The organism is Bradyrhizobium yuanmingense (genome assembly GCF_025200905.1).
Taxonomy (GTDB): Bacteria; Pseudomonadota; Alphaproteobacteria; order Rhizobiales; family Xanthobacteraceae; genus Bradyrhizobium; species Bradyrhizobium yuanmingense.
Genome location: NZ_CP104173.1, coordinates 4,793,414 through 4,814,744 on the forward strand (window position 1 = coordinate 4,793,414; position 21,331 = coordinate 4,814,744).

Annotated in this window: 17 protein-coding genes; 8 read left to right on the plus strand and 9 right to left on the minus strand. The window is 64.7% G+C overall.

All coding sequences use genetic code 11. The annotated features are described in order from the left end of the window. The first annotated feature begins 24 nt into the window (after positions 1-24). The gene (locus tag N2605_RS22745) at positions 25-999 is read left to right on the plus strand and encodes a flagellar biosynthetic protein FliO (RefSeq protein ID WP_225139735.1); all 975 of its coding nucleotides are present in this window, start codon (positions 25-27) and stop codon (positions 997-999) included. Next, positions 996-1,754 (plus strand): flagellar type III secretion system pore protein FliP, encoded by a 759-nt coding sequence (gene fliP / locus N2605_RS22750; protein ID WP_036027911.1) that lies wholly within the window; start codon positions 996-998, stop codon positions 1,752-1,754. The genes N2605_RS22745 and fliP overlap by 4 nt, the downstream gene beginning before the upstream one ends. A gap of 187 nt (positions 1,755-1,941) precedes the next feature. On the opposite strand, the gene N2605_RS22755 is transcribed toward fliP, so the two are convergent. From N2605_RS22755 to N2605_RS22765, 3 genes are all read right to left on the minus strand, one after another. After that, positions 1,942-5,664, minus strand: a complete 3,723-nt coding sequence (locus N2605_RS22755) for a tetratricopeptide repeat protein (RefSeq protein WP_260343273.1) — start codon at positions 5,662-5,664, stop codon at positions 1,942-1,944. 223 nt (positions 5,665-5,887) lie between these two features. Beyond that, positions 5,888-6,793 carry a tetratricopeptide repeat protein gene (locus N2605_RS22760; RefSeq protein ID WP_260343274.1) on the minus strand — a complete coding sequence of 302 codons (906 nt, stop codon included), beginning with the start codon at positions 6,791-6,793 and terminating at the stop codon, positions 5,888-5,890. 63 nt (positions 6,794-6,856) lie between these two features. Further along, a complete protein-coding gene (locus N2605_RS22765) occupies positions 6,857-7,471 on the minus strand; it encodes a FecR family protein (RefSeq protein ID WP_240538199.1) in 615 nt (204 codons plus the stop codon). 421 nt (positions 7,472-7,892) lie between these two features. On the opposite strand from N2605_RS22765, the gene N2605_RS22770 reads away from it, so the two are divergent. Then, the gene (locus N2605_RS22770; RefSeq protein ID WP_225151168.1) at positions 7,893-11,984 is read left to right on the plus strand and encodes a VCBS domain-containing protein; all 4,092 of its coding nucleotides are present in this window, start codon (positions 7,893-7,895) and stop codon (positions 11,982-11,984) included. Positions 11,985-12,005: 21 nt separating this feature from the next. Here the strand turns inward: N2605_RS22770 and N2605_RS22775 are convergent, their stop codons facing one another. After that, positions 12,006-12,203 (minus strand): hypothetical protein, encoded by a 198-nt coding sequence (locus tag N2605_RS22775; protein WP_074448248.1) that lies wholly within the window; start codon positions 12,201-12,203, stop codon positions 12,006-12,008. A gap of 277 nt (positions 12,204-12,480) precedes the next feature. Between N2605_RS22775 and N2605_RS22780 the strand changes: the two genes are divergently transcribed. Next, on the plus strand, positions 12,481-12,720 hold the full coding sequence (locus tag N2605_RS22780) for a hypothetical protein (RefSeq protein ID WP_036013084.1): 240 nt from the start codon (positions 12,481-12,483) through the stop codon (positions 12,718-12,720). Positions 12,721-12,788: 68 nt separating this feature from the next. On the opposite strand, the gene N2605_RS22785 is transcribed toward N2605_RS22780, so the two are convergent. The 4 genes from N2605_RS22785 to fliL are packed head-to-tail and all read right to left on the minus strand — an operon-like array spanning position 12,789 to position 15,722. After that, positions 12,789-13,550 carry a MotE family protein gene (locus N2605_RS22785; RefSeq protein WP_036013086.1) on the minus strand — a complete coding sequence of 254 codons (762 nt, stop codon included), beginning with the start codon at positions 13,548-13,550 and terminating at the stop codon, positions 12,789-12,791. 9 nt (positions 13,551-13,559) lie between these two features. Beyond that, positions 13,560-14,006: a DUF6468 domain-containing protein gene (locus N2605_RS22790; protein WP_074448249.1), complete on the minus strand. Its 447-nt coding sequence runs from the start codon at positions 14,004-14,006 to the stop codon at positions 13,560-13,562. Further along, complete coding sequence (gene fliM, locus N2605_RS22795) at positions 14,003-15,205, minus strand: flagellar motor switch protein FliM (RefSeq protein ID WP_036027916.1); 1,203 nt, start codon at positions 15,203-15,205, stop codon at positions 14,003-14,005. Before fliM ends, N2605_RS22790 begins: the two co-directional genes overlap by 4 nt. Positions 15,206-15,224: 19 nt before the next feature. Then, positions 15,225-15,722: a flagellar basal body-associated protein FliL gene (gene fliL / locus N2605_RS22800; RefSeq protein ID WP_128264477.1), complete on the minus strand. Its 498-nt coding sequence runs from the start codon at positions 15,720-15,722 to the stop codon at positions 15,225-15,227. Between the two features lie 382 nt (positions 15,723-16,104). Here fliL and flgF point away from each other — a divergent pair, with 382 nt between their 5' ends. From flgF to flgH, 4 genes are read left to right on the plus strand one after another with little or no spacing between them, the layout of a single operon-like run. Continuing rightward, positions 16,105-16,866 carry a flagellar basal-body rod protein FlgF gene (gene flgF, locus N2605_RS22805; protein WP_128264476.1) on the plus strand — a complete coding sequence of 254 codons (762 nt, stop codon included), beginning with the start codon at positions 16,105-16,107 and terminating at the stop codon, positions 16,864-16,866. Between the two features lie 16 nt (positions 16,867-16,882). Beyond that, entirely contained in the window at positions 16,883-17,671 is a 789-nt protein-coding gene (gene flgG, locus N2605_RS22810; protein ID WP_036013098.1) for a flagellar basal-body rod protein FlgG, read from the plus strand. 10 nt (positions 17,672-17,681) lie between these two features. Further along, positions 17,682-18,812 carry a flagellar basal body P-ring formation chaperone FlgA gene (gene flgA / locus N2605_RS22815; protein WP_036027931.1) on the plus strand — a complete coding sequence of 377 codons (1,131 nt, stop codon included), beginning with the start codon at positions 17,682-17,684 and terminating at the stop codon, positions 18,810-18,812. A 4-nt stretch (positions 18,813-18,816) separates the two neighbouring features. Next, positions 18,817-19,581 carry a flagellar basal body L-ring protein FlgH gene (gene flgH / locus N2605_RS22820; protein ID WP_036027919.1) on the plus strand — a complete coding sequence of 255 codons (765 nt, stop codon included), beginning with the start codon at positions 18,817-18,819 and terminating at the stop codon, positions 19,579-19,581. Positions 19,582-19,715: 134 nt separating this feature from the next. Here flgH and N2605_RS22825 read toward each other — a convergent pair whose 3' ends face one another. Then, positions 19,716-20,882, minus strand: a complete 1,167-nt coding sequence (locus N2605_RS22825; RefSeq protein ID WP_225185486.1) for a PcfJ domain-containing protein — start codon at positions 20,880-20,882, stop codon at positions 19,716-19,718. Positions 20,883-21,331: the final 449 nt, after the last annotated feature.

Below are 21,331 nucleotides of genomic sequence, written 5' to 3' on the forward strand. Positions count from 1 at the left end.
AAGCGCCATTTGTCGGGGACAAGTATGCAAGGCAGCCCTATCACCTTCATCGTCGCGTTCATCGTCGTTCTGGCGTTGATCGGCGTCGCTGCATGGCTGGTTCGCCGATTCGCCGGAAGCCGCATCGGCGCCAACACCCAGCGCGGCCGGATGCCCCGCCTCGCCGTGATCGACGCCGCCGCGGTCGACGGCCGGCGCCGCCTGGTGCTGGTCCGGCGCGACAATGTCGAGCATCTGCTGATGATCGGCGGCCCGACCGACATCGTCGTCGAGCCCAACATCGTTCGCGCCGCGCCCAGCCGCGACCAGATTCCGCAACGTCCGAGTGCCGCCGAACCGCCGCGCCTTGCCCCCCTGCCCGATGCCGGCGGCTGGGCCGACGACGCGCCGCGGCCCGAGCTGCTCGATCATCCCGAGCCGCAAATGCCCGAGCCGCCGCCGCGGCCCGCGCGGCCATCCTTCGCCGACGAAGTGCGTCGGCCTGCGCCTGCACTGGCCGAACGCCGCAGCGAGCCGGCTCTGGGCGGCTTTACGCCGGAGCCGATCGCGCCACGTCCCGAGCGCGAACCGCGGCCCGAGCCGCTGCCGCCGCGCATCGCCCGCGGCGAGCCGCCGCTGATGCCGCGTCCGCCGCGCGGCAGTGAGCCGATGAAGATGCCGCCGGTGCGAGCCGAGCGCGCCGCGGCACCACCGCCTCCTCCGCCCGTGCCGCAGGCTGCGCCCGTTCCGCCGCCGGCACCCGCTGCCGCGCCCTCGAGCGCCGAGCAGAATCTCGCCGAAATGGCGCAGCGGCTCGAGGCTGCCCTGCGCCGCCCGGCCGGGGAAACGGTCGCGCCTCCGGTTGCGCCGGAGCCGCCGCCCGCTCCGGCGCGCGCCGCCCGCAGCGAGCCGCCGGCACCGCCCGCTGCGCCGGCGAAGCCGGCTGCGGAAAAGACCAGCTTTGAAAATCTCGAAGACGAGATGGCCTCCCTGCTCGGCCGTCCGAAGCCGTCTTCGTGAGGTTGCCCGCCCTCCCGCGTAGAGTTCTTTTCCTTTCTGTCCTGGTCGGCGCGGCTTCGCTCGCAATGCCGTCGCATGCCCAGGACATCAGCATCAATCTCGGCGGCGGCGCCGGTGGCGGCGGCGTCACCGAGCGCGCGATCCAGCTGATCGCGCTGCTCACGGTGCTCTCGATCGCCCCGTCGATCCTGATCATGATGACGTCGTTCACCCGCATCGTGGTGGTGCTGTCGCTGCTGCGCACCGCGATGGGCACTGCGACCGCCCCGCCGAACTCGGTGATCATCGCGCTCGCGATGTTCCTCACCTTCTTCGTGATGGGCCCGGTGCTGCAGAAATCCTACGACGAGGGCATCCGCCCGCTCGTCGCCAACCAGATCGGCGTCGAGGACGCGTTCCAGCGCGCCTCCGTGCCGCTGCGCGGCTTCATGCAGAAGAACGTGCGCGAAAAGGACCTGAAGCTGTTCCTGGATCTCTCCGGCGAGGCGCCGCCGGCCACGCCCGACGATCTCGCCTTACGCATCCTCGTCCCCGCCTTCATGATCTCCGAGCTGAAGCGCGCCTTCGAGATCGGCTTCCTGTTGTTCCTGCCGTTCCTGATCATAGACCTCGTCGTCGCCTCCGTGCTGATGTCGATGGGCATGATGATGCTGCCGCCGGCGACGATCTCGCTGCCGTTCAAGCTGATCTTCTTCGTGCTGGTCGACGGCTGGTCGCTGGTGGCGGGGAGCCTGGTGCAGAGTTACGGGGGGTAAGGCTTCGTTCGCTGCTGCGTCCTTTCCGCTCTCAGCGACAGCCCCCGCTCCCTCCTCGTCATTGCGAGGAGCTCTTGCGACGAAGCAATCCAGACTGCCGCCGCGGAAAGAGTCTGGATTGCTTCGCTGCGCTCGCAATGACGAGCTTGTGGCGCGGTCGCGGGCCGCGCTTCGCGCGGAGACAGTCCTACCGCGTCATCTTGATCTGCCGCACGACCGGGATCGTGGGCAGCGAGCCGGTGTGGTCGCTCGTATCTTTGGCCTGCGGCGCGCCGGGCGCGCGGGCGGTGGCGTCGGGGAAGCGCTGCTTCATCTCGCGCAGGAAGCCGTCGAGCGTGTCGACGCTGGCAGCGAGCTTGGCGATCTCGGCGAATTCGGCGCTGGAGGCTGCGGCCGGCTTGCTCGCAATGTCGAAGGCGAGACGGTCGGCGCTCTCGCTCATCAGCGGGGCGTATTTCTCGCGGAAGCGCGACAGGCCGATCGAGTCGTCGGCGAGGGCGTAGCCGACGGCGGCGCGGATGATGTCGCTCTTCTCGACCGTATTGAGCGGCTTGAAGTCGCGGAAGCGGTCTCCGTAATAGAGCTCGATCTGCTCGGCGGATTCGCGCCAGCGCCGCGCCGCCCAGAAGATGTCGGAACGCAGGCGGAGCACTTCCCGCCCGGCGACGTTGGAGACGATGTCGAGCGCAAGATCGTGACGGCCGACGTCGCTCTGCGCACGCGCCTCCAGCAGCAGGCGCTGCTGCCGGAGCTCCCCGGAGAGATCGCTGATGCGGCTCGCGCGCAGCGCGGTGATGGCCAAATCGGGCTTGCGGTTGGCGAGATAGATCATGGCGAGGCGCGCGGCGACCTGGGCGCGCGCGGCGCCTTCGAGGCGATGATCGATCTGGTATTGCAGGAGCTCGGCAGCCTGATCGAGCAGATCGATCGAGGCGAGACGGTCGGCGAGACGGCGGATCAGCTCGTCGCCGCGGCGGCCGATCGGCGTCAGCTCGCGGAACTCGTAGAACATCCCGAGCGCCTCGACCGGCGGCAGCTCGTCGCCCTTCGGCCCGAGGAAGAGCTGCGTGAACAGCTCGGAGGCGAGATCCTGCGCCTGACGCGAGGCTTCGGCGTTCGGCTGCAGCCGCGTCGCGGTGCGCGCGGCGGTGAGCGCATCTCGGTAGCGCCCGTTCTCGGCATAGAGGCGCGACAGCATCTGCAGCGTCTTCACCTCGATCGCATCGCCGCGCCAGGTCATCGACAGCGTCTCGAGCTCGCGCAGCGCCTCGTCCTTGCCGATCTCGTCGCGCTTCTGACGCAGCGCGATCTCGAGCTGCTTGGCCTCGGCCGCAGCCGGACGGTCATTCGAGGCGACCGCGAGCTTGTAATCGTCGAGCGCATCCTTGTCGTGGCCGAGCGCCTCGGCGAGCCGGCCGCGCAGCACGGCGAAGCCTGGCGCGGCCTCGGGCGGGACACCGACCACCTCGAGCTCGTTGCGGCGCTTGGAGGCGCCGGCATAGTCCTTCACCTCGAGGGATGCGCGCATCGCGTCCATCGTCACGATGCGCTGGATGTCGAGCGGCAGCGAGGCGATGGCGAATTCGACGTTCTTGAACTTTTCGCGCGCATCGGCCCATTTGCCCTGGCGCGCATAGGCGAGCGCCTTCCAAAGCTGGGAATCGTGGCTATTGCCGATCGCAGGATTGGCGAGATCCTTCAGGCCCTGCGCCGGCCGGCCGATCAGGATGTTGGCGATCGCATGCATGATCAGCGCGCCGCTCTCCTCCTTGTTGAGCGGATCGCTCAGCATCACGTCGGTCACGGCCTTGGCCTCGTGATACATGGCGCGCGACATGTAGAATTGCGCAAGATCGAGCCGCGGCAGCGAACGCAGCGCCGGCTCGACCGCCGAGATCGCCGTCATCAGTTCGCCCTGGCGCGCCATGAAGTTTTCCGACTGGCCCTTGCGCCAGCCTTCGGGACTGAAGATCGGGCGCACGGCGGTCGGCGCCCGCTCGGCCGAGATGTCGACCGGCGACAGGGTCAAGCCGCCCTTCTTGCCGAGAATGACCTTGTCGGAGCCGACCTCGACGCCGATCTCGTCGGAGTTCGGCCGGATCGCGATGCCGTGCGCGGATTCCAGCAGCGAGAGATCGACGAGGTCCTGCCGCTTGATGAAGCCGCGCACCGGCCGCAGCGCGGTGACGACATAGAGCGTGTCGCCGGCATCGGGATCGGTGAGCTTGTGCAGCTGGCCCGGATTGGCGAAGGGGATCGCGATATTGGCGAGCGCGGGATCGGTGATGTTGCGCGACATCATCAGCGGCAGCGGCGTCGCCTGGATCTTGTCGGCGAGCGTCAACATCCAGTTGGTCTCCTTGCCGACCTCCTCGCTCGTCAGCGAATAGACCAGCGGACGGGTGAGACGGATGCGCACCGCCTGCGCCTTGTCGAGCGGGACGCGGCCGACCTCGCCGATCATCGCGCCGCCCTTGGTGCGGATCGCCTCGACATCGACGAGCTTCGGCGTATCGAACACCAGCCACACGGTGTCGCCGCGGCGGAACGCCGCCGCCGGCGTTGCGACCTGAAACGGGAACGTCACGCGCAAGCCGTCGCTGTCGCGGCGCGCATCGACGCTGGCAATCGCGGGCGCGACCGGCACCTCCCCCGGCCCAGCCTTGGCAGCATCCTTGCCAGCATCCTTGCCAGCATCCTTGGCGGCATCCTTGACCGGTTCCTTCGCGACCTCCCTGGGCGCTTCGACGGGCGCAGGCGCAGCCGCCGGCTTCGCAGCTTCCTTGGGCGGTTGGGCCGCTTCGGCCGCGGGAGAGGCTGCCGGTTTCGGCGTTTCGGCGGGCGGCAGCGCGGCGGGCGCTTCCACCTTCACCTCGGGCTTGATGTCGATCCTGGCCTCGCGCGCGATCGTCTCGGAGGTCGGCGGTGGGATCTCGCGATGGGCGTCCTTCTTCTCGGCGGCGGGCTTTTCCGGTGCAGGTGCAGCGGCAGCCGCCGGCCCGCGACCGACCGGCATCATCTGCGCGATCGTCGCCTCGGGCGTTGCCGCCAACTTCCCCTTGTCGGGCTGGAAGGAGACGTCGACGACGTAGTTCTTCTCGTCGCGGAACGAATGCACGTCGGCATCGCCGATCAGCGCGATCTCGACATTGGTCTGGTCGATATCGGACTTCTGCTTGATCGAGGCGACGTTCGGCGGCGCGGCGAGGACCGCGTCCGCCAGGTCGAAATTGAGATTGGCGTTGAAGACGAGCGTCAGCTTCTGCTCGTTGAGCACGGAGGAGACGCCGACCCCGTCGGGCATCTCGAACACGAAGCGCACGAAGGTCGGCTGCACCGAGGCGCGCACGCGGATCGGCGGACGCTTCCTGGACTCCGCGGCGGCACGCTGGGCGCGCAGCGCACGCTCGGCCGCGCGTGCCCGCTCGGCAAGCTCCTTGACCACGTCCATGGGCAGGCTCGGCGGCGGCCCCTTCCAACCCTCGGGCAGCAGGTCGATGAAGGTGCGCTCGCCGGCGTTCATGGTGTTCACGGTGACGCGCCGCGCCAGCGACAGGCGGATGGCGCCGCCGTCAGGGTCGCGGCGGGCGGAATTGACGTAATCGGGCGCGCCTTCTGGAATGCGCTCGACGGGAACATCGACGGGCCGGTCGAAGCGGATGACGAGGATCGAGCCCGCGGTCGTCACCTCGGAGGGAACGTCCTCGCCGAGCTTGATGACGAGACGGGCAAAGCCGCCACCGGCTGAAAACGTCGCCTCGCCCCTGATCGGATCGGCCGCCCGGCCGGGCGCCGCAAGGCCAAGCAGGAGACAGGCCGCCAGCAAGGCCGCGGCGCGGGCGTGACGCGACAAGCCCCGCGCCGATGCGCGGGCTCGCGACACAAATCCAGCGGCAGCCTCTCGCGCCATTGGCGGCATTTCTTCCGGTTCGGCGGGCATGCCGGCACTGGCGCCGGCCCGTGCCGTCGACTGTAGGTCTCGCCAATTAAGGACTTGTTAATGCTATCTCTTGATTTGCGTCGGGAACAGCACGCCGCGCCGATCGAGCGGGGGGCCGATCCGTCAGTTTGAATTTGAGACGCAGGCGGTTAAGCAGTTGTTAACGGCTGCACGACGGTGCCGTCGCGGCTGGTCAGTCCCTTTGCGGCACCCCATAGCGGACAAAGTCTTCGGCGATTCCAGCCTCGATTCTTCTGGCCTCTAAGATATCCCTATTGCCGCCATCGGTGTCGCCGAGCTTGAATCTGGCGACCCCGCGACCGTACAGCGCGCTCGCCAGCTTGGGCGCGTACCGCAGCGCCGCGTTGTAGTCGTCGATAGCCGCGGAGAGGTGTCCTATTTTCAGGTTTATCAGGGCTCGCGAATCGTATGTTGCAGCGTTGCCTGCTCCCGATCGAAGCACCATGTCGCAGTCCTCCATCGCAGCTTGCAAGGCGCCGAGGACGGCTCGGGCCCAACAGCGTCCGCTCCAGGCCGCCTCCAGCTTCGGGTCAAGGCGAATTGCTTCGTCATAGTCCTGCGCTGCACGGTCGTACGTATTCCTCTTCAAGAACGCTGCCGCACGGTTGGCAAAGGCAGTGGCATAGTTGGGGTTGAGCTTCAGCGCCTCCTGAAAAGCGCTAAGAGCAAGGTCGTAAGAGCCCGTCCTCAGATAAGCCACGCCGAGGTTGTTGAAGGCTTTCGCATAATTCGGGTTGAGCCGGATCGCTTCAAGGAAATCCTTGATCGCGCCTCCGTAGTCGGCTTTGGCGCTACGGGCATTGCCCCTGTTGTTATGGGCGACAGCGAAGCCGTTTGCGCTCCCCTCGCCCGCATCGATAAACGCCGTGCAGGCCTCGATCCGAGCTTCGGGCGAGACGCGATCTGACCCGTTGCACAGTTCGATATTCTTGAGTGAGCTGCCCTTCTTCGGCGTCTGCGCCAAGCCCGACGAACCGAGCAGCCCGACGATGAGAATGAGCATGACTGCCCTGATGACACTGGCTCGTGCGGTCATTTTCACACCAGGCGTCAATCCCCAGGCGAACGAAGCACTCATCTTGTCTCTCTGCCGGGCCGAACCCTGCGCCGGCATCATGGCGGCTTCGGCCGAGCAAACGTCTCAGCACCCCCGACAGATAATGAGCCTGCGATTGGCGCTTCGATCGGGCTGCGGCGCCGCGCCTGCCGGCGGCTTCTTCAGGAGCTTGCTTTTGCCCTCTTCGATCAGCGTCGAAAATTTGGCTGACCCGTCATCCGAAATCTCGATGTGCGGCGTCGTACCTCGGATCCCCAACGTGGCAACGGGCGTATCGACCTTCATGTCGCCGGTCTTCGCAACATTGCCCGCAACGAAAGTGAACGTTCCCCTGGCGAGGCTGAACAGGGTCGTATTGGACTTGCCGGCCGGCTCATACACATAGTGATCAAGCACTATACGGGCGTTGCTCGATAGATTGAACGAGCTGCCGTCGCTGAAGTTTATACCGACTCGTCCGTCGCCTCCGGTCAGCACCACGTCACCAAGGTATACGGGATCACCCGCCTTGGCCCGGCCGGGCTCACTCGAGACATTCGCTTGAACGATCACTGCGCCCGCATGTTCGATCGTGACGGAGCCTGTGGCCGCCACCACCTTGCCAATCGGTTTGGAAGACGAGCTGGTGACGGCGGGCCCGGCGGAATCGATTTGCGCTTGAGCCGCACTCGGCAAGAAATTGGCAAGCGCCAAGACCAAGCCGGTCGCCAAAGCGGCTGTCGTAGGTCTGCACATGATCCGCCCTTTCCGAGAAGATCCTATCGACTAGCGGCGGCTCATTTCTTGAACCGCTCTTGAACCGCGAAGCGCGGTCGCAATAAATAAATTTCTTGTTTAATAATTTTAATCGTTCTAGTTTACCGTAACGCTACGGAAGCGCCACAAATTAAATAAGCTCTCGTTTGTCAATTTAATCACTTTAGCGGGAGGGATACGCGCCGGGAATGGTATTACGCGCCGCCGTCCCCGCGCCATGCGTCTCTCTGGACCAGACTTGATGATTTTCGGCGGCAAGCCTTCGGCTGCCAGCGCCCAGGATATTTGTCCCTTGGCGAGGGCCGCCCCGAAAGACCATGGCAGCACGCCGAGCCTGAATTAATCACCCAGGCGAGGTCGAGCCATGTTGGTTGCATCCGATGTCCAGGTTGGCAATAGGGCCGCCGCGGCCCTACCCGTCCAAATCATTGGCCATATTCATACAGCGATCGGCTGCGGTACGCTCACGCGAGCCAGTGGCGTCGCCACACAGGCCGTAGCCGGCGCGCCTGTCTACCGGGCTGACGTGATAGAGACTGACGCCGACGGACAGATCACGATTCGCTTTATCGACGGTACTTTCTTCAACATCTCCTGCGACACTCGCCTCGCGCTGAGCGAATTCGTCTTCGACGTCGAAGGCACGCCACCTACAGCCCTGTTCGACGTGACCCGAGGCAGCTTCAGTTTCGTACCAGATCGGCTGGCAGAAACCGGGTCTCTCCAGCTGAATACGCCAATTGCAGGCATTCGCGCCCGAAGTCACGCGGGCGGTTTCGGAATGCTGACGCTTGCAGCATTGACTTTCTCGGTTGCGGAAAATGCCGAGGCCGCGGACCCGGACGTCACATTCCTGGATGACGACTCCATCACTTACAAGGACCTTGCGCACGGCGCATTTGAGCTCGTGACCAAGGAGCCGATCCCACGGCACATCATCGTCGATGATCCCGGCGAAACGATCATCGTCAAGAAAGTGGGATCCACCATCAGTGTCAATCAGGTCGCGAACTCGGCCGCTCGCATGGACGAGTTGCGCGCCGCACAGCAGGACGTGCTCGCCAATCTGGACGGACAGGGGCCGCATGGCTCGAGCACGCCTCCCTTCGTCAAAACCCAATTGCTGCAGCCGATCAATTTCATTCAGCCCGACGCGCCCTCGCTGCAGAATTTGCTGGCGCCTGTGTCGCCATTCGCCATTCCCGTTTTCGACCCCATACCGCCGACACTCAGCACCGGAGCGGGGCCGACCGAGCTCGATACGGTGGTGTTTGATACATTCACTGCGACGAGCGGAATCTTCGCTGCCAGCAGCACCAGCGGCAGCGCCAAGCTGACCTTTGGCGTCATAGGGGCAACCGCCGGCGAGACGGTCCTCGGCGGAGTGACATACGACCTGTCAAAGCCCGGTCCGTACGGAACGCTCTACGTCAACAGTACGAGCGGCGCCTACACGTTCGTGCCTGACAGCATCGCGATCAACGCGCTGAAGGCGCCCACGACCGACAGTTTCGTCGTCACGGTTTCCGACGGCCTCAGTTCTGCGAGTCAGACGTTCACAGTCACCATCAACGGTGTCGACGACGCTGCAATCATCTCCGGCACCACGACCGGCTCGATCGTCGAGGCTGGCGGCATTGCCAATGGAACGCCCGGCACGCCGATTGCGACCGGCACGCTTTCCGATACCGACGTCGACGACCCACCAAATACGTTCACGGCCGTGAGTTCGCCGACGACGAGCACCGGCGGCTATGGCACCTTCACGATGACGGCTGCCGGCGTGTGGACCTACACCGTGGACAATTCGAACCTCGCAGTGCAGAGGCTCAATGCCGGCCAAACGCTAACCGACAGCTTCACGGTGACCACGATCGGAGGCACGCCCCAGGTGGTGACGATCACCATCCAGGGAACCAGTGATGCAGCGGTCATCTCCGGCGACACGACCGGCGCCGTCATCGAGGCTGGCGGCGTCGCCAGTGCTAACCCCGGCACGCCCATCGCGACCGGCACCCTCACCGATACCGACGTGGACACGATCGCAAATGCATTCACGGCCGTCGGCTCGCCGACGCAGAGCGCCGCCGGCTACGGCACCTTCACCATGACGGCTGCCGGCGTGTGGACCTACACGCTCGACAACGCCAACGCTGCGGTGCAGGCGCTCAATACCGGCGAAACGCTGACCGACAGGTTCACGGTGACCACTCTGGATGGAACCGCCCAAGTGGTGACGGTCACCATCCATGGCACCAACGATGCCGCCATCGTTTCCGGCACCACGACCGGCGCGGTGACCGAGGCCGGCGGCGTTGCCAATGCGACACCGGGCAGCCCGAGCGCAACCGGCACGCTGTTTGCCGCCGACGTCGACAATGCGTCCAATACCTTCACAGCACTGAGTTCGCCCAAGGCAAGCACGAATGGTTATGGCACCTTTACGCTAACCGCCGCCGGCGCGTGGACCTACATGCTCGACAATGCGAGCGGCGCGGTGCAGGCGCTGAATGTCGGGGACACACTCACCGACAGTTTTACTGTCACGACCCTCGACGGCACGCCACAGGTGGTGACGATCACCATTCACGGCAGCAACGACGCGGCCCTCATTTCCGGCACCACGACCGGCTCAGTGACGGAGGCAGGAACCTTCTCGCCCGGCGCTCCCATCGCGACTGGCACGCTGACCGGTACCGACGTCGACAACGCGCCGAATACGTTCACCGCGATCTCTTCACCGACCGCGAGCGACGACGGATACGGCACCTTCACGATGACCGCAGCCGGCGCATGGACGTACACCCTCGACAACAACAATAGCGTGGTTGAGGCTCTCGATTCCGGCGACACCCTGACCGACACATTCACGGTAACCGCGATCGACGGTACCACGCAGACGGTGACCGTCGCCATTCATGGCGCCAGTGATGCCGACCCCAACGATTTTGACAACCTGGCCACCGGATCCGTCGTGATCTCCGATCCTCCGAACGTGTACGGAACGCCGGGGAGCGAAACCATCGCCGGCGGCGGCGACACAGGTCAGGTCATCTATGCGGGAGCCGGCAGTGATACGGTCAATGGGACCGGCAAGACGGACGTTCTCTATGGCGGCTCAGGCAATGACACGATCAAGGGCAACGATGGCAATGATGCCATCTACGGCGGCTCGGGAAACGATACGGTAAACGGCAACAACGGCGCCGATACCATAACCGGCGGATTTGGTGCGGACCAACTCACCGGCAGCAATGGCAACGATCGTTTCGCATATTTGTTCGTTGCCGATTCCCGTGCCGGTCAGTTCGACACCATCACCGACTTCGCATCGGGAGCGGACAGGATCGACCTGACCGCCTTTGGCGCGCTCGGGTTTGCCATCCTGGCGTTGAGCTCAACCAACACGACGGTGCCGCCACATACGATCGCCTGGATCTATGACAGCGCGTCGAACGAAACCATCGTGTACGTCAACTCAACGGACCAGACCCTGCACATCGGCGATTCCAGTCTGCTCGAAATCCATTTGCAGGGGATTGCAACCGTCGATGCCTCGGACTTCATCCTGGCGCCAGCGGCGCCTGTAGTGGCGGTCGCCAGCGAGCTGACCGACCTCACCGCAACCCTGCAGAGTGATGCGGCCGGGCTAATGACGATCACTTCCGAAATCTCGTCCGACTCCGGAAGCGGCGACGGCACGCTCCTCGCAGAGAGTCCGGACATCCAGTCAAGCGAGCCGCTCCACAACCTGGATACGCCTTCGGACCAGATCGAACAAACTGAATATTCGAGCATCTCCAGTTCGGACCCGATGCAAACGCCCTCGACCGAAACACTCGCTATTGTTGCGGTAGCTCCTTCGGGCAGCGGACCGTCTACGATGTCGCAATACGTCGCCGCACCGACGGAGGCCAGTTTTGTCTTCGACCACCTGGCCGGTCCCGACACAGCATTGCTGGCCAAAAGTGGCGCGATTGCTGGAAGCGGCCACATGCCTGACATTGCCATCGCCGCGCTGAATTTTGACCAGAATGCCGCCGAACAGCACGCCGGGCGCGGGCTTGCACCGGGGAACAATGCCGGGAATCACGGCGCCTCGCATCAAGGAAACGCCGACGAGGCGGCGCATGCCCACGGTCGTGCCAACGATGGAATGGCAGAGGCGACGCTCAATCCGAGCCTTCTGAAGTCGTCGAGCGGAGGCGCCAACCATTCGCTTGCAAGCGAGACGCAACAGCTCGGCGAGTCGTTCAAGTTCAAGGATAACGCTTCGCAGGGCTCACAGCACAGCGTGGTGCCGGATCATCTAGACCTCGCCGGTCATCCCGGCCACGCTGGAGGATTCCACGGGCTCGAACTGGCGTTCACGCCTGAACCATCTCCGCCCGATGTTGATCCGCCTCATGGCCCAAGTCCGGCTCACGGCCACGGCTTGCACGATCTGATCTTGTGACGCCCCGAGCCAATGGGCTCTTCAGTGTTGCGTCCCGGCGCCATCGGGCGCCGAGGAGCTCTCTTCGCCAAGAGAAGATTGATCATCGTTGCCGGCCTCGCCATCCGGCGGCGCGGCATGCTGATGGCTTAGCGCGGATGTCCATGCGGATGTCATCGCCGCTATGAGCATCCGGTTGACGGCCTCGATGACGCGTTCTGCTGCGGACGAGTAGTTCATGGCCTCCTCCTGCGCTGCCGACTGCGAATGACCGAAGCGTAGGACGGCGCCTTGAGCACCACTGTACGCCACTTCACACCTGCGCGCGTCAAGTCATCGCAGTCCCGGAGGATGCCGCCTGCCCCGGCTGCATCCGCCACGGGTTCTGATTTCCACCTTGACGGGTTGCTGAGCGCGCGCACTCACAACCTTCGGCTCGTTGCGGTTCGCGCGCGACTCTGAATCAGATGTGAATCTCGGCGATGCAAATCGCATTGGTTAGCTCTGGGGGTAATCAATGAGCGGAGAAGCCGGTTGCATTGTGTGTAGCAGAGCAAGAGCGGTCGTCGCGATCGTCCCGATTGCAAGAGGATATGCCCTGAAGACATATGAATGTGCCTGTTGCCACAGCACCCTGCAGCTCGTGACCCGCGTCTCAAAGGCGGCGCTGATCAAGCAGCAGGTCAATATCCTCGCCCAGATGGAGCAGCAGTTGCGCCCGCCTGTTCGCAGGGTGCAACAGGCCTTCGCGAATTAGGCGCACGAGGCATTTCTCTGGGCTTCAGTCGACAGCGCGCGGATTGAAAGCGCGCTTCTCCTCGAGCCTCAATTCGGCTTTTGCGTCGGCTTGCCGTCGATCTTGGGCAATTCGCCGGCCGAGGCGGACTGATCGCCGCCGCCATTGGCGCGGCGGGCCATCTCGACGGTCAGCCGCTCGGCGGCTTCCGATGACATCAGGCCCAGGATGTCCGACATCTTGCGCGGCGCGATCGCCGAGGCGATCTCGATCAGCACGCCCATTTCGAGCCGGTCGAACACCCGCGCGGCATCCTTGGGCTTCATGCCCTCGTACATGGTCACGAGGCCCTTCATGCGCTGGGCTTCGGCGGCCTTCTGCTCGGCCTGGGTCGCGGAGATGCGGGTTTCCACCGCCTTCATCTCCTCGACCTTGGTCTCGATGCGCTTCTCGGCCGACTTGAGCAGGCTTTCGCGGATGTCGATCTCGCGCTGGCGCGCCTCGATCTCCTGACGCCGCGCCTGCAACCGTTCCAGGATCGCGCGCTCCGCGGCCGAGACCTGCGGCTGCCCCTCGTCGATCTTGACGACGGTGCCACCCTCCATCTTGGTCTCGGGCGCTGCCGGCTTAGGTGCTTCCTTCGGCGCAGGGGTCGAGCCGGTGATGTCGGGATCCTCGCGGCCGGTCGGGAAATTCAGGTTCTCTTCCGCCCAGGATTTCTTGCCCTGGTTCGGCTTGTAGTCGAAGACATAGCCGCCGTTGATCGCAAGGCCCGCCACCTTCAGCGTGGCGAGGCCGGCAACGGCGACCAGGACGACCGGAATGACGCGGATGTTACGAAAGGACTTCATACCCAGGCTTCATGCGGCAAGGCCGTTGGATCGTCGGCGCTCGGAGAAGGCTTCGGCGGCCGCCGCCACCGCCTTCGCGGACGACGGCTTGGGCGCGGGCGCGGCGACCGTCTCCGGATTGGTGACGGGACGCGCGGCGATCGCGATCTTGGACAGGCGCCGCACCACGTTGTCGGCCTCGCCGAGCTGCTTGTAGAGCTGATCCGACATCTGCGTCGCGGCGGCGAGCTGGCTGCCGAGGTTCTCGTTGACGTCGCGCACGGCGAGCTTCAGCCCGCCGATCGCGCGCTCGGCAATCTCGGTCGCGGTGATCAGCTCGGCGATGACGGCCTTCAGCGAATGCTCGTCCGCCTTCAGCCGCCTCAAGCGCTTGTTGAGCGTGACGCAGTAGACGATCGTCAGCATCAGCAGGATAGCCACCAGCGTCTCGATCGCCATTCCCAGGGAGTGGTTCATGGGGCCTCCATCATCTTGTTCTGCTCGTCCACCTTCTCGAACATCGCAAGTGTCGTACTTGGCTTGCGCAAGGGTTTCGTCACACGGATCGCGACGCGGTCGCCGACCCGGCCCATCCGCCCCTCGGTCAGCGTGACGTCGCCGCAACGCACGGTGACGTTGGCGTCGGCGCGCATGTCGAGCGGCAGCGTGTCGCCGACCTTGAGCCGCATCAGCTGCTTGAGCGGAATGTCGGCCTCGTAGAGCACGGCGTCGACGGCGATCTCGGCCTGCACGATCTCGGTGGCGAAGTGGCCCTCCCAGACCGGGTCGCGGCCGAACTTTTCGCCCATGAACATCTGGAGCAGGACGCCCCGGATCGGCTCGATGGTCGCATAAGGCAGCAGCAGCTCGATGTTGCCGCCGCGGTCTTCCATGTCGATGCGCAGGCGCACCAGGATCGCGGCGTTGGCGGGACGGCTGATCGCGGCGAAACGCGGATTGGTCTCGAGCCGGTCGATCGAGAAGGTCACCGGCGACAGCGGCCGGAACGCCTGCTCGGCGTCGGCCAGCACCACCTCGACCAGCCGCTTGACCAGCTCGGTCTCGATCGTGGTGTAGGGCCGGCCCTCGATGCGCAGCTGGCTGGTGCCGCGGCGGCCGCCGAGCAGCACGTCGATCATCGAATAGATCAGGTTGGAATCGACCGTCGCCATGCCGAAGTTCTCCCACTCCTCGGCCTTGAAGACGGTGAGGACGGCGGGCAGCGGGATCGAGTTCATGTAATCGCCGAAGCGCACCGAGGTGATGCGGTCGAGCGAGACTTCGACGTTGTCGGAGGTGAAATTGCGCAAGGAGGTCGTCATCAACCGCACCAGGCGGTCGAAGACGATTTCGAGCATCGGCAGGCGCTCGTAGGAGACCATCGCCGAATCGATGATCGCGCGAATGCCGGAATGGTCGTCGAGCGTGACGTCACCGACGGTGAAGCCGAGGAGATTGTCGATCTCCTCCTGGGACAACACCCGCTCGCCGGAATTCTTGCCGGTGCCGAGATCGCGGCTGCCGTCCTCGACCATGGCGGCCCATTGCAGGGCCATCGTCTCCGATAGCTCGTTCTCGGCGGCAGCCTTTGCCGCCTCGGCGGGATCCTCGCTATCGAGCGAGGCCTCCCACTGGGCGGCAATTGCATCCTGGTCGACTTGGTCGTTGCCCGCCATGATCCCTAGTCCGTCATGCTCACTGGACCACGACTTCCTTGAACAGCACGGCGCTGACCTGGATCGGGGCGACCGCCGCGTTGACGCGCTTGGTCAGCTCCTCCTTGAGGCGGAAGATGCCGGCCGAACCGTTGAGGTCGGACGGGCGCAGCTCGCGCACATAGGTCTGGAAGATGTCGGTGACGCGCGGCATCGTCGGCTTGATCGCCTCGATCTGCTTCTCTTCCTTCAGCTCCAGCACGATCTTCAACCGCAGATATTGCACGCGCTCGCCGGGCGAACCGGCGAGGTTGACCATCAGGTCGGGAACGTCGACGAAGGCCGGCGGCTTCGGCGGCGGCGCGGCCTCGGCATGATGCTCATCGCCGCTATGACGGAAGAAGAAGAACCAGGTCGCAGCACCGCCGCCGAGCACGGCGAGCGCGCCGACGACCATGATGATGAGCTTGAGCTTGTTCTTCGGCGGAGCGGCTTCCGCGCCATCAGCGGCTGTGCCGCCTTCCTCATTCTCTGCCATGTTGCCGCGCCCGGTTATCTCTCAAAGGGGTCGAAAGAGCGAAGCCTCCTGGCAGACAATGACGCGATACGAATGCCCCAGCGCAATGCGCTCCTCTGATGCGCAAACGCTACGGTAATAATGGTTAACGGAATCTTTCGATTGGGCCGCCGCTAGGAAAAATCTGCCGGGCAAACATGGCTAACAGAACCTTTCTGCCGCCTGCTCGCGCCCCTCGAAAGTCGCCAACACATTGAAGTTACGTGATTTTCCTGATTGGCACGGCTTTCGCTGAGAAGGGGCCGAGACTTCACGGTTTGGGAGAACCCGACGGTCTCGGTCACGGGGTCCGCCAAGGCGCTTGGGAGAGCGAAATGGCAGATCCGCTCAGGGGAGATTTCCGATGCAGAACGCGCGTCTGATCGGCTTGTCACGGCAGATGACGTTGGAACGGCAGATGGATGTCATCGCCAACAACGTCGCCAATGCCAACACCAACGGCTTCAAGTCCGACCATTCGCTGTTCGAGGAATATCTGAACTCGAACGCGCGCGAGGACAATTTCATCGGCCGCGACCGCCGGGTCTCCTATGTCCAGGACCGCGGCACCTTCCGCAACATCAGCCAGGGGCCGCTGGAGCCGACCAACAATCCGCTCGACATGGCGATCAACGGCGGCGCCTATTTCGCAGTGCAGGCCAATGGCGGCGAGTTCTATACCCGCGACGGCAAGTTCTCGCTCAACAGCACCGGCCAGCTCGTCACCGCCGACGGCAATCTCGTGCTTGGCAATGCCGGCCCGATCACCTTTCAGCCGACCGACCACGACATCAACGTCGCGCCCGACGGCACCGTCACGGTGCTCGAGGGCACGGCGCGGACCGACTCGATCCGCGGCAAGATCCGCATGGTCTCGTTCGACGATCCGGCCAAGCTGACCAAGCTCGGCGCCAATCTCTATGCCGCCGGCTCGGCGAACCAGCAGCCCGACACCAAGTCCACCCTGCAGCAGGGCTATGTCGAGAAGTCGAACGTGAATGCGGTCGGCGAGATGACCCGCATGGTCGAGGTGATGCGCAGCTACGCCGCGGTCGCCAACCTGCTGCAGCAGCAGAGCGACCTCCACAAATCGGCGATCGAGAAGCTCGCCGACGTTCCGGCCTGATTGAAGGAGAACTGAGATGCAGGCGCTTCACACCGCAGCGACCGGAATGGCGGCACAGGAACTCAACGTTCAGGTGATCTCCAACAACATCGCCAACCTCCGCACCACCGGCTTCAAGAAGCAGACGGCGGCGTTCCAGGATCTTATCTACGAGCACGTCCGCCGCGTCGGCGCCCAATCGTCGGACCAGGGCACCATCCTACCGGTCGGCGTCGACATCGGCGGCGGCGTCAAGACCGTCGGCACGCCGCGCAGCATGACGCAAGGCACGCTGTCGCAGACCGGCAACGACCTCGATCTCGCCATCTCGGGCGAGGGCTTCTTCAAGATCCTGATGCCCGACGGCACCTTCCAGTACACCCGCGACGGCACCTTCCAGATGGACAATCAGGGCCGCGTCGTCACCGCGCAGGGCAATCCGGTGCAGCCCACTATCACCATTCCCAACAACGCCTCGGGCATCTCCGTGAGCGAGCAGGGCCAGGTCTCGGTGACGTTGCCGGGCTCAACCACCTCCTCGATCGTCGGCCAGATCGGCGTCACGCGCTTCATCAACAAGGCGGGCCTGCAGCCGGTCGGCAACAACCAGTTCACCGAGACGCCCTCGTCCGGTGCGCCGCAGGACGGCACCGCGAACACCGAAGGTTACGGCAAGCTCACGCAAGGCAGCCTGGAGCAGGCCAATGTCGACGTCGTCTCGGAGATGAGCGACCTGATCGCCGCCCAGCGCGCCTACGAGATGAACGCCAAGGTGATCAGCGCCGCCGACCAGATGATGCAATCGACCACGGCGTTGTTCCGCTGAGGTGATGACCATGATCCGCGCCACCCTCGCCGCCATCTCCACCCTTCTCGCGCTGGCCTTGCCGGCAGCGGCCGCCGACGATTTCATCGCCGCGCCGACGCTGCGCGCAAGCGTCACGGTGACTTCGGACGTGGTGCGGATCGGCGATCTCATCGACAACGCCGGATCGGCCGCGCTGATCCCGGTCTACCGCTCGCCCGATCTCGGCACCACCGGCACGCTGACGACAGGCCAGGTGCTCTCGGTCCTGCGGGCCAAGCAGGTGATCGGCGTCATGACCGGGGACATCAAAGAGGTCCAGGTCACCCGCCTCGCCCGCACGCTCGCGAGCAAGGATATCGAAAACGCCGTCGCCGCGGCGCTCGAGCGCCGCTTCGGCCTCGGCGACGCCGCCAACATCACCATCACGTTCGACCGCAGCGTCGCCGAGATGCGGCTGGACGCCTCCAACAGCGGCGCGCTGCAGCCGGTCGCAACCCGCTATGATGCCCGCAGCACGCGTTTCGACATCGCCTTCGAGATCGCCAACGACGGCAACGCCGCGCCGACCAAGCTGCGCTTCACCGGCACCGCGATCGAGACGGTGGAGGTGGCCGTGCTGACCCGCGACATCGACCGCGCCGATCTCCTGAAATCCTCCGACCTGTCGTTGGAGCGCCGGCCGAAGGCCGAAGTCGCCGGCGAGCCTGCCTCGCGCGACCGCAGCATCGGCATGCAGCTGCGCCGAGCAATGCGCGCGGGCACGCCGATCCGCGCCGCCGACCTCGTCAAGCCCGACTTCGTGGTGCGCGACCAGGCCGTCACCATCATCTACCAGGTGCCCGGTCTCTATCTCACCACGCGCGGCAAGGCGATCGAGAGCGGTGCCGAGGGCGACACCGTCAGCGTGCTCAATCTGCACTCCAAGCGCACGCTGACCGGCATCGTGACCGGCCGCGGCCAGGTCACGGTGCAGGGCGCCAGCCAGTCCGCACCGATGGCACCGGCGGTCGAGCAGACCTCGTCGGTCAAGCGCGACCCCGTGCCGGCGGCCGCTGCCCTGGCGCAGAGCCTGGTCCAGGCACCCGCGTCCGCAGCCGAGATCGCCCAAGCCCAGATTCCGCAAGTCCGCCTCTCGCAAGCTCCAGCCAAGTCAGAGTAGATTCATGTCCACGTTCAGTTCGGCCTCCCGCCTTCGTCGCATCGCGATCTCTGCCCTGCTGCTTGCAATTTGTGCCTTGGCGAGCGGCTGCTCCTCGATCGACCGCCTGTCGCAGATCGGCGAGCAGCCGAAGCTGTCGGCGATCGACAACCCGACGACGCAGCCCGGCTACAAGCCGGTGCAGATGCCGATGCCCAAGCCTGAGGTCGCCTCCTACAATCCGAACTCGCTGTGGCGCAACGGCAGCCGCGCCTTCTTCAAGGACCAGCGCGCCCGCCAGGTCGGCGATCTCCTGACGGTAGCCGTGAACATCACCGACAAGGCCAACATCGAGAACGACACCTCGCGCAGCCGCAGCAACAAGGAAGATTCCGGGATCACGGACTTCATCGGCTCCCAGACGATCACCCAGGCCAACAAGATCCTCCCCGGCCGCATCCTGACCGCCGACTCGACCTCCTCGAGCGAGGGCAAGGGCAGCGTCGACCGCAAGGAAGCTCTGCAGACCAACGTCGCCGCGGTGGTGACCCAGGTGCTGCCGAACGGCAATTTGGTGGTCGAAGGCAAGCAGGAGATCCGCGTCAACTTCGAAATTCGCGAGCTGATCGTCGCCGGCATCGTCCGCCCCGAGGACATCCAGAGCGACAACACCATCGACTCCACCAAGATCGCCCAGGCCCGCATCGCCTATGGCGGCCGCGGCCAGATCACCGACGTGCAGCAGCCGCGCTACGGCCAGCAGGTCATGGACGTGCTGCTGCCCTTCTAAGCCCCTTCAAGAGCTCCCACATCGTGCTCGCGAACTAAAGGCGCGAACGACGATGTACTACGCGGTCCTCGCTAGCTCCCCTGGCGAGGGCCGCATGTATTTTGCCTGCGCCGCCGAAGCGGCGCAGGCTTCTCTCACAGCAGCATGATCCCGCGTGCTTGCGCCCATCGCTGGAGGATCTTGCACTCCTCGGCAAACGGCGGACGGTTCGCAAACCCACGAACCTGAACCGCCCTGGAACGGGTATCAAGCTCGATGGTCAGCAGCCGCTGGACGTCACCCGAGGCACGGCGACGGAGCGACCAGATCGAGGCATGCCCGGCAATGCACTTTGTCGCGTAAGTGGCGACGCAGTGACGCATGCTGCGCGTCTCAGCCACGAGATCGGCTGCCGTCCTCAACTGGATCACAACATATTCTTCGCGCTTGGCCCGGTCCTTGGACGACTTTGTCCATGACCAGTCCGCGATCGCTGCACCGAGCCAACGGTCCTCGCTCTGCTCGGGGCCTGCTGCCAGCCCCCGCGCACGGTTTCGCGCCGCCTCGGCGCGACGGCGTGCGGCCTCGATACGAGCAATGGCATCGAGATCGCGATGCCATTCGCGCATCTGCCGCCCAAGCGAGATCAGTGAACGCCCCTTGAGGGTGTACTCTGGATCACGCCGGTGGCAATCGGCGAGGTAGTCATGGAAGTCATCCATGTCCTCGACCGTGGTGGGTTGCGCGCAGAAGAAGCGCACCACCTCGCGCCAGAAGCGATGCTGAGCGCGCTGCGTCTGCGTGATCCTGGTGCGCGCGATCCGCATCGCAACAGCGGGATCGGTCGCATAGGAACGCGCAATCGCCTGCCAGATCGCAGCCTCGAAGCCGACCTTCCCCAACGGATTGAGGAAGGCATGGACCTCCTTGCGAGACAGCCATTCGGCCGCACCGGCGGCGTAGAGCGAACCGCCGCCGGCCGCCACGACATACCATCGCTTGCGCAACATGATCTCGTCGCGGCTCAGTCCCGCGCTGTCGATCCAGATCTGCTCCAGATGCTCAGCGACAGGATAGCGCGCAAAGAGATAGCGGGCGGCGCCAAGACGAAGACGCGCGGCGTCGCGAGTTTTCAGCTGCGGCTTCCATGCCGAAGCATCGCGAAGGATGTCCGCCTCGAAGCCACGCCTGGCCTCTTTGATTGCGTTCTCGAAATCCGGTGGAGGACGCGTCCGCTGCGACACGTGCCGCAGCGACAGCTCGTAGGCTTCAACCCGCGTGCGCTCGGCCTCCCGCCGGCGCTGAATCAATGACTGTGCCATTGTCGTTCAACATGATTGGATGACTGTCAGCCGGACGCACTGAGAGCGTCGGCACGGAATGTGTCGATCGCCACAAAGTACTCACGGCTGGTCTCCTCATTTTTGAACGCGCAGGTTGAATGGGACGGGGCTCATAGACCCGATTGCCGGCGGGCGCAAGATGCCTTTGTCGGGATGTGTCAGAAACTGCGTACCGCGAGGCAGGTCCGCGACATTATTGCAACGCCGCGACAACACACTCCGTCATTGCGAGCGCAGCGACTTGTCCGCCGAAGCCTTGGCGAAGGCGGAAGCAATCCAGAATCCCTCAACGGAGACAGACTGGATTGCTTCGTCGCGAGGGCTCCTCGCAACGACGGAAAAATGAAGGCAGAAGCGTGTGCCCCGTCATCGTCCGCGAAGGCGGACGATCCAGTATTCCGAGACGTCAGTGGTTAAATCGATTCTGC

Coding starts and splice junctions, on each gene's coding strand:
- N2605_RS22755 (WP_260343273.1), bottom strand. CDS start 5,664: ATGGCGCGAGAGGCTGCCGCTGGATTTGTGTCGCGAGCCCGCGCATCG.
- N2605_RS22785 (WP_036013086.1), bottom strand. CDS start 13,550: ATGAAGTCCTTTCGTAACATCCGCGTCATTCCGGTCGTCCTGGTCGCC.
- N2605_RS22790 (WP_074448249.1), bottom strand. CDS start 14,006: ATGAACCACTCCCTGGGAATGGCGATCGAGACGCTGGTGGCTATCCTG.
- fliM (WP_036027916.1), bottom strand. CDS start 15,205: ATGGCGGGCAACGACCAAGTCGACCAGGATGCAATTGCCGCCCAGTGG.
- N2605_RS22745 (WP_225139735.1), top strand. CDS start 25: ATGCAAGGCAGCCCTATCACCTTCATCGTCGCGTTCATCGTCGTTCTG.
- N2605_RS22780 (WP_036013084.1), top strand. CDS start 12,481: ATGAGCGGAGAAGCCGGTTGCATTGTGTGTAGCAGAGCAAGAGCGGTC.
- flgH (WP_036027919.1), top strand. CDS start 18,817: ATGTCCACGTTCAGTTCGGCCTCCCGCCTTCGTCGCATCGCGATCTCT.
- flgF (WP_128264476.1), top strand. CDS start 16,105: ATGCAGAACGCGCGTCTGATCGGCTTGTCACGGCAGATGACGTTGGAA.
- N2605_RS22770 (WP_225151168.1), top strand. CDS start 7,893: ATGTTGGTTGCATCCGATGTCCAGGTTGGCAATAGGGCCGCCGCGGCC.
- flgG (WP_036013098.1), top strand. CDS start 16,883: ATGCAGGCGCTTCACACCGCAGCGACCGGAATGGCGGCACAGGAACTC.
- N2605_RS22825 (WP_225185486.1), bottom strand. CDS start 20,882: ATGGCACAGTCATTGATTCAGCGCCGGCGGGAGGCCGAGCGCACGCGG.
- N2605_RS22760 (WP_260343274.1), bottom strand. CDS start 6,793: ATGAGTGCTTCGTTCGCCTGGGGATTGACGCCTGGTGTGAAAATGACC.
- N2605_RS22775 (WP_074448248.1), bottom strand. CDS start 12,203: ATGAACTACTCGTCCGCAGCAGAACGCGTCATCGAGGCCGTCAACCGG.
- flgA (WP_036027931.1), top strand. CDS start 17,682: ATGATCCGCGCCACCCTCGCCGCCATCTCCACCCTTCTCGCGCTGGCC.
- fliL (WP_128264477.1), bottom strand. CDS start 15,722: ATGGCAGAGAATGAGGAAGGCGGCACAGCCGCTGATGGCGCGGAAGCC.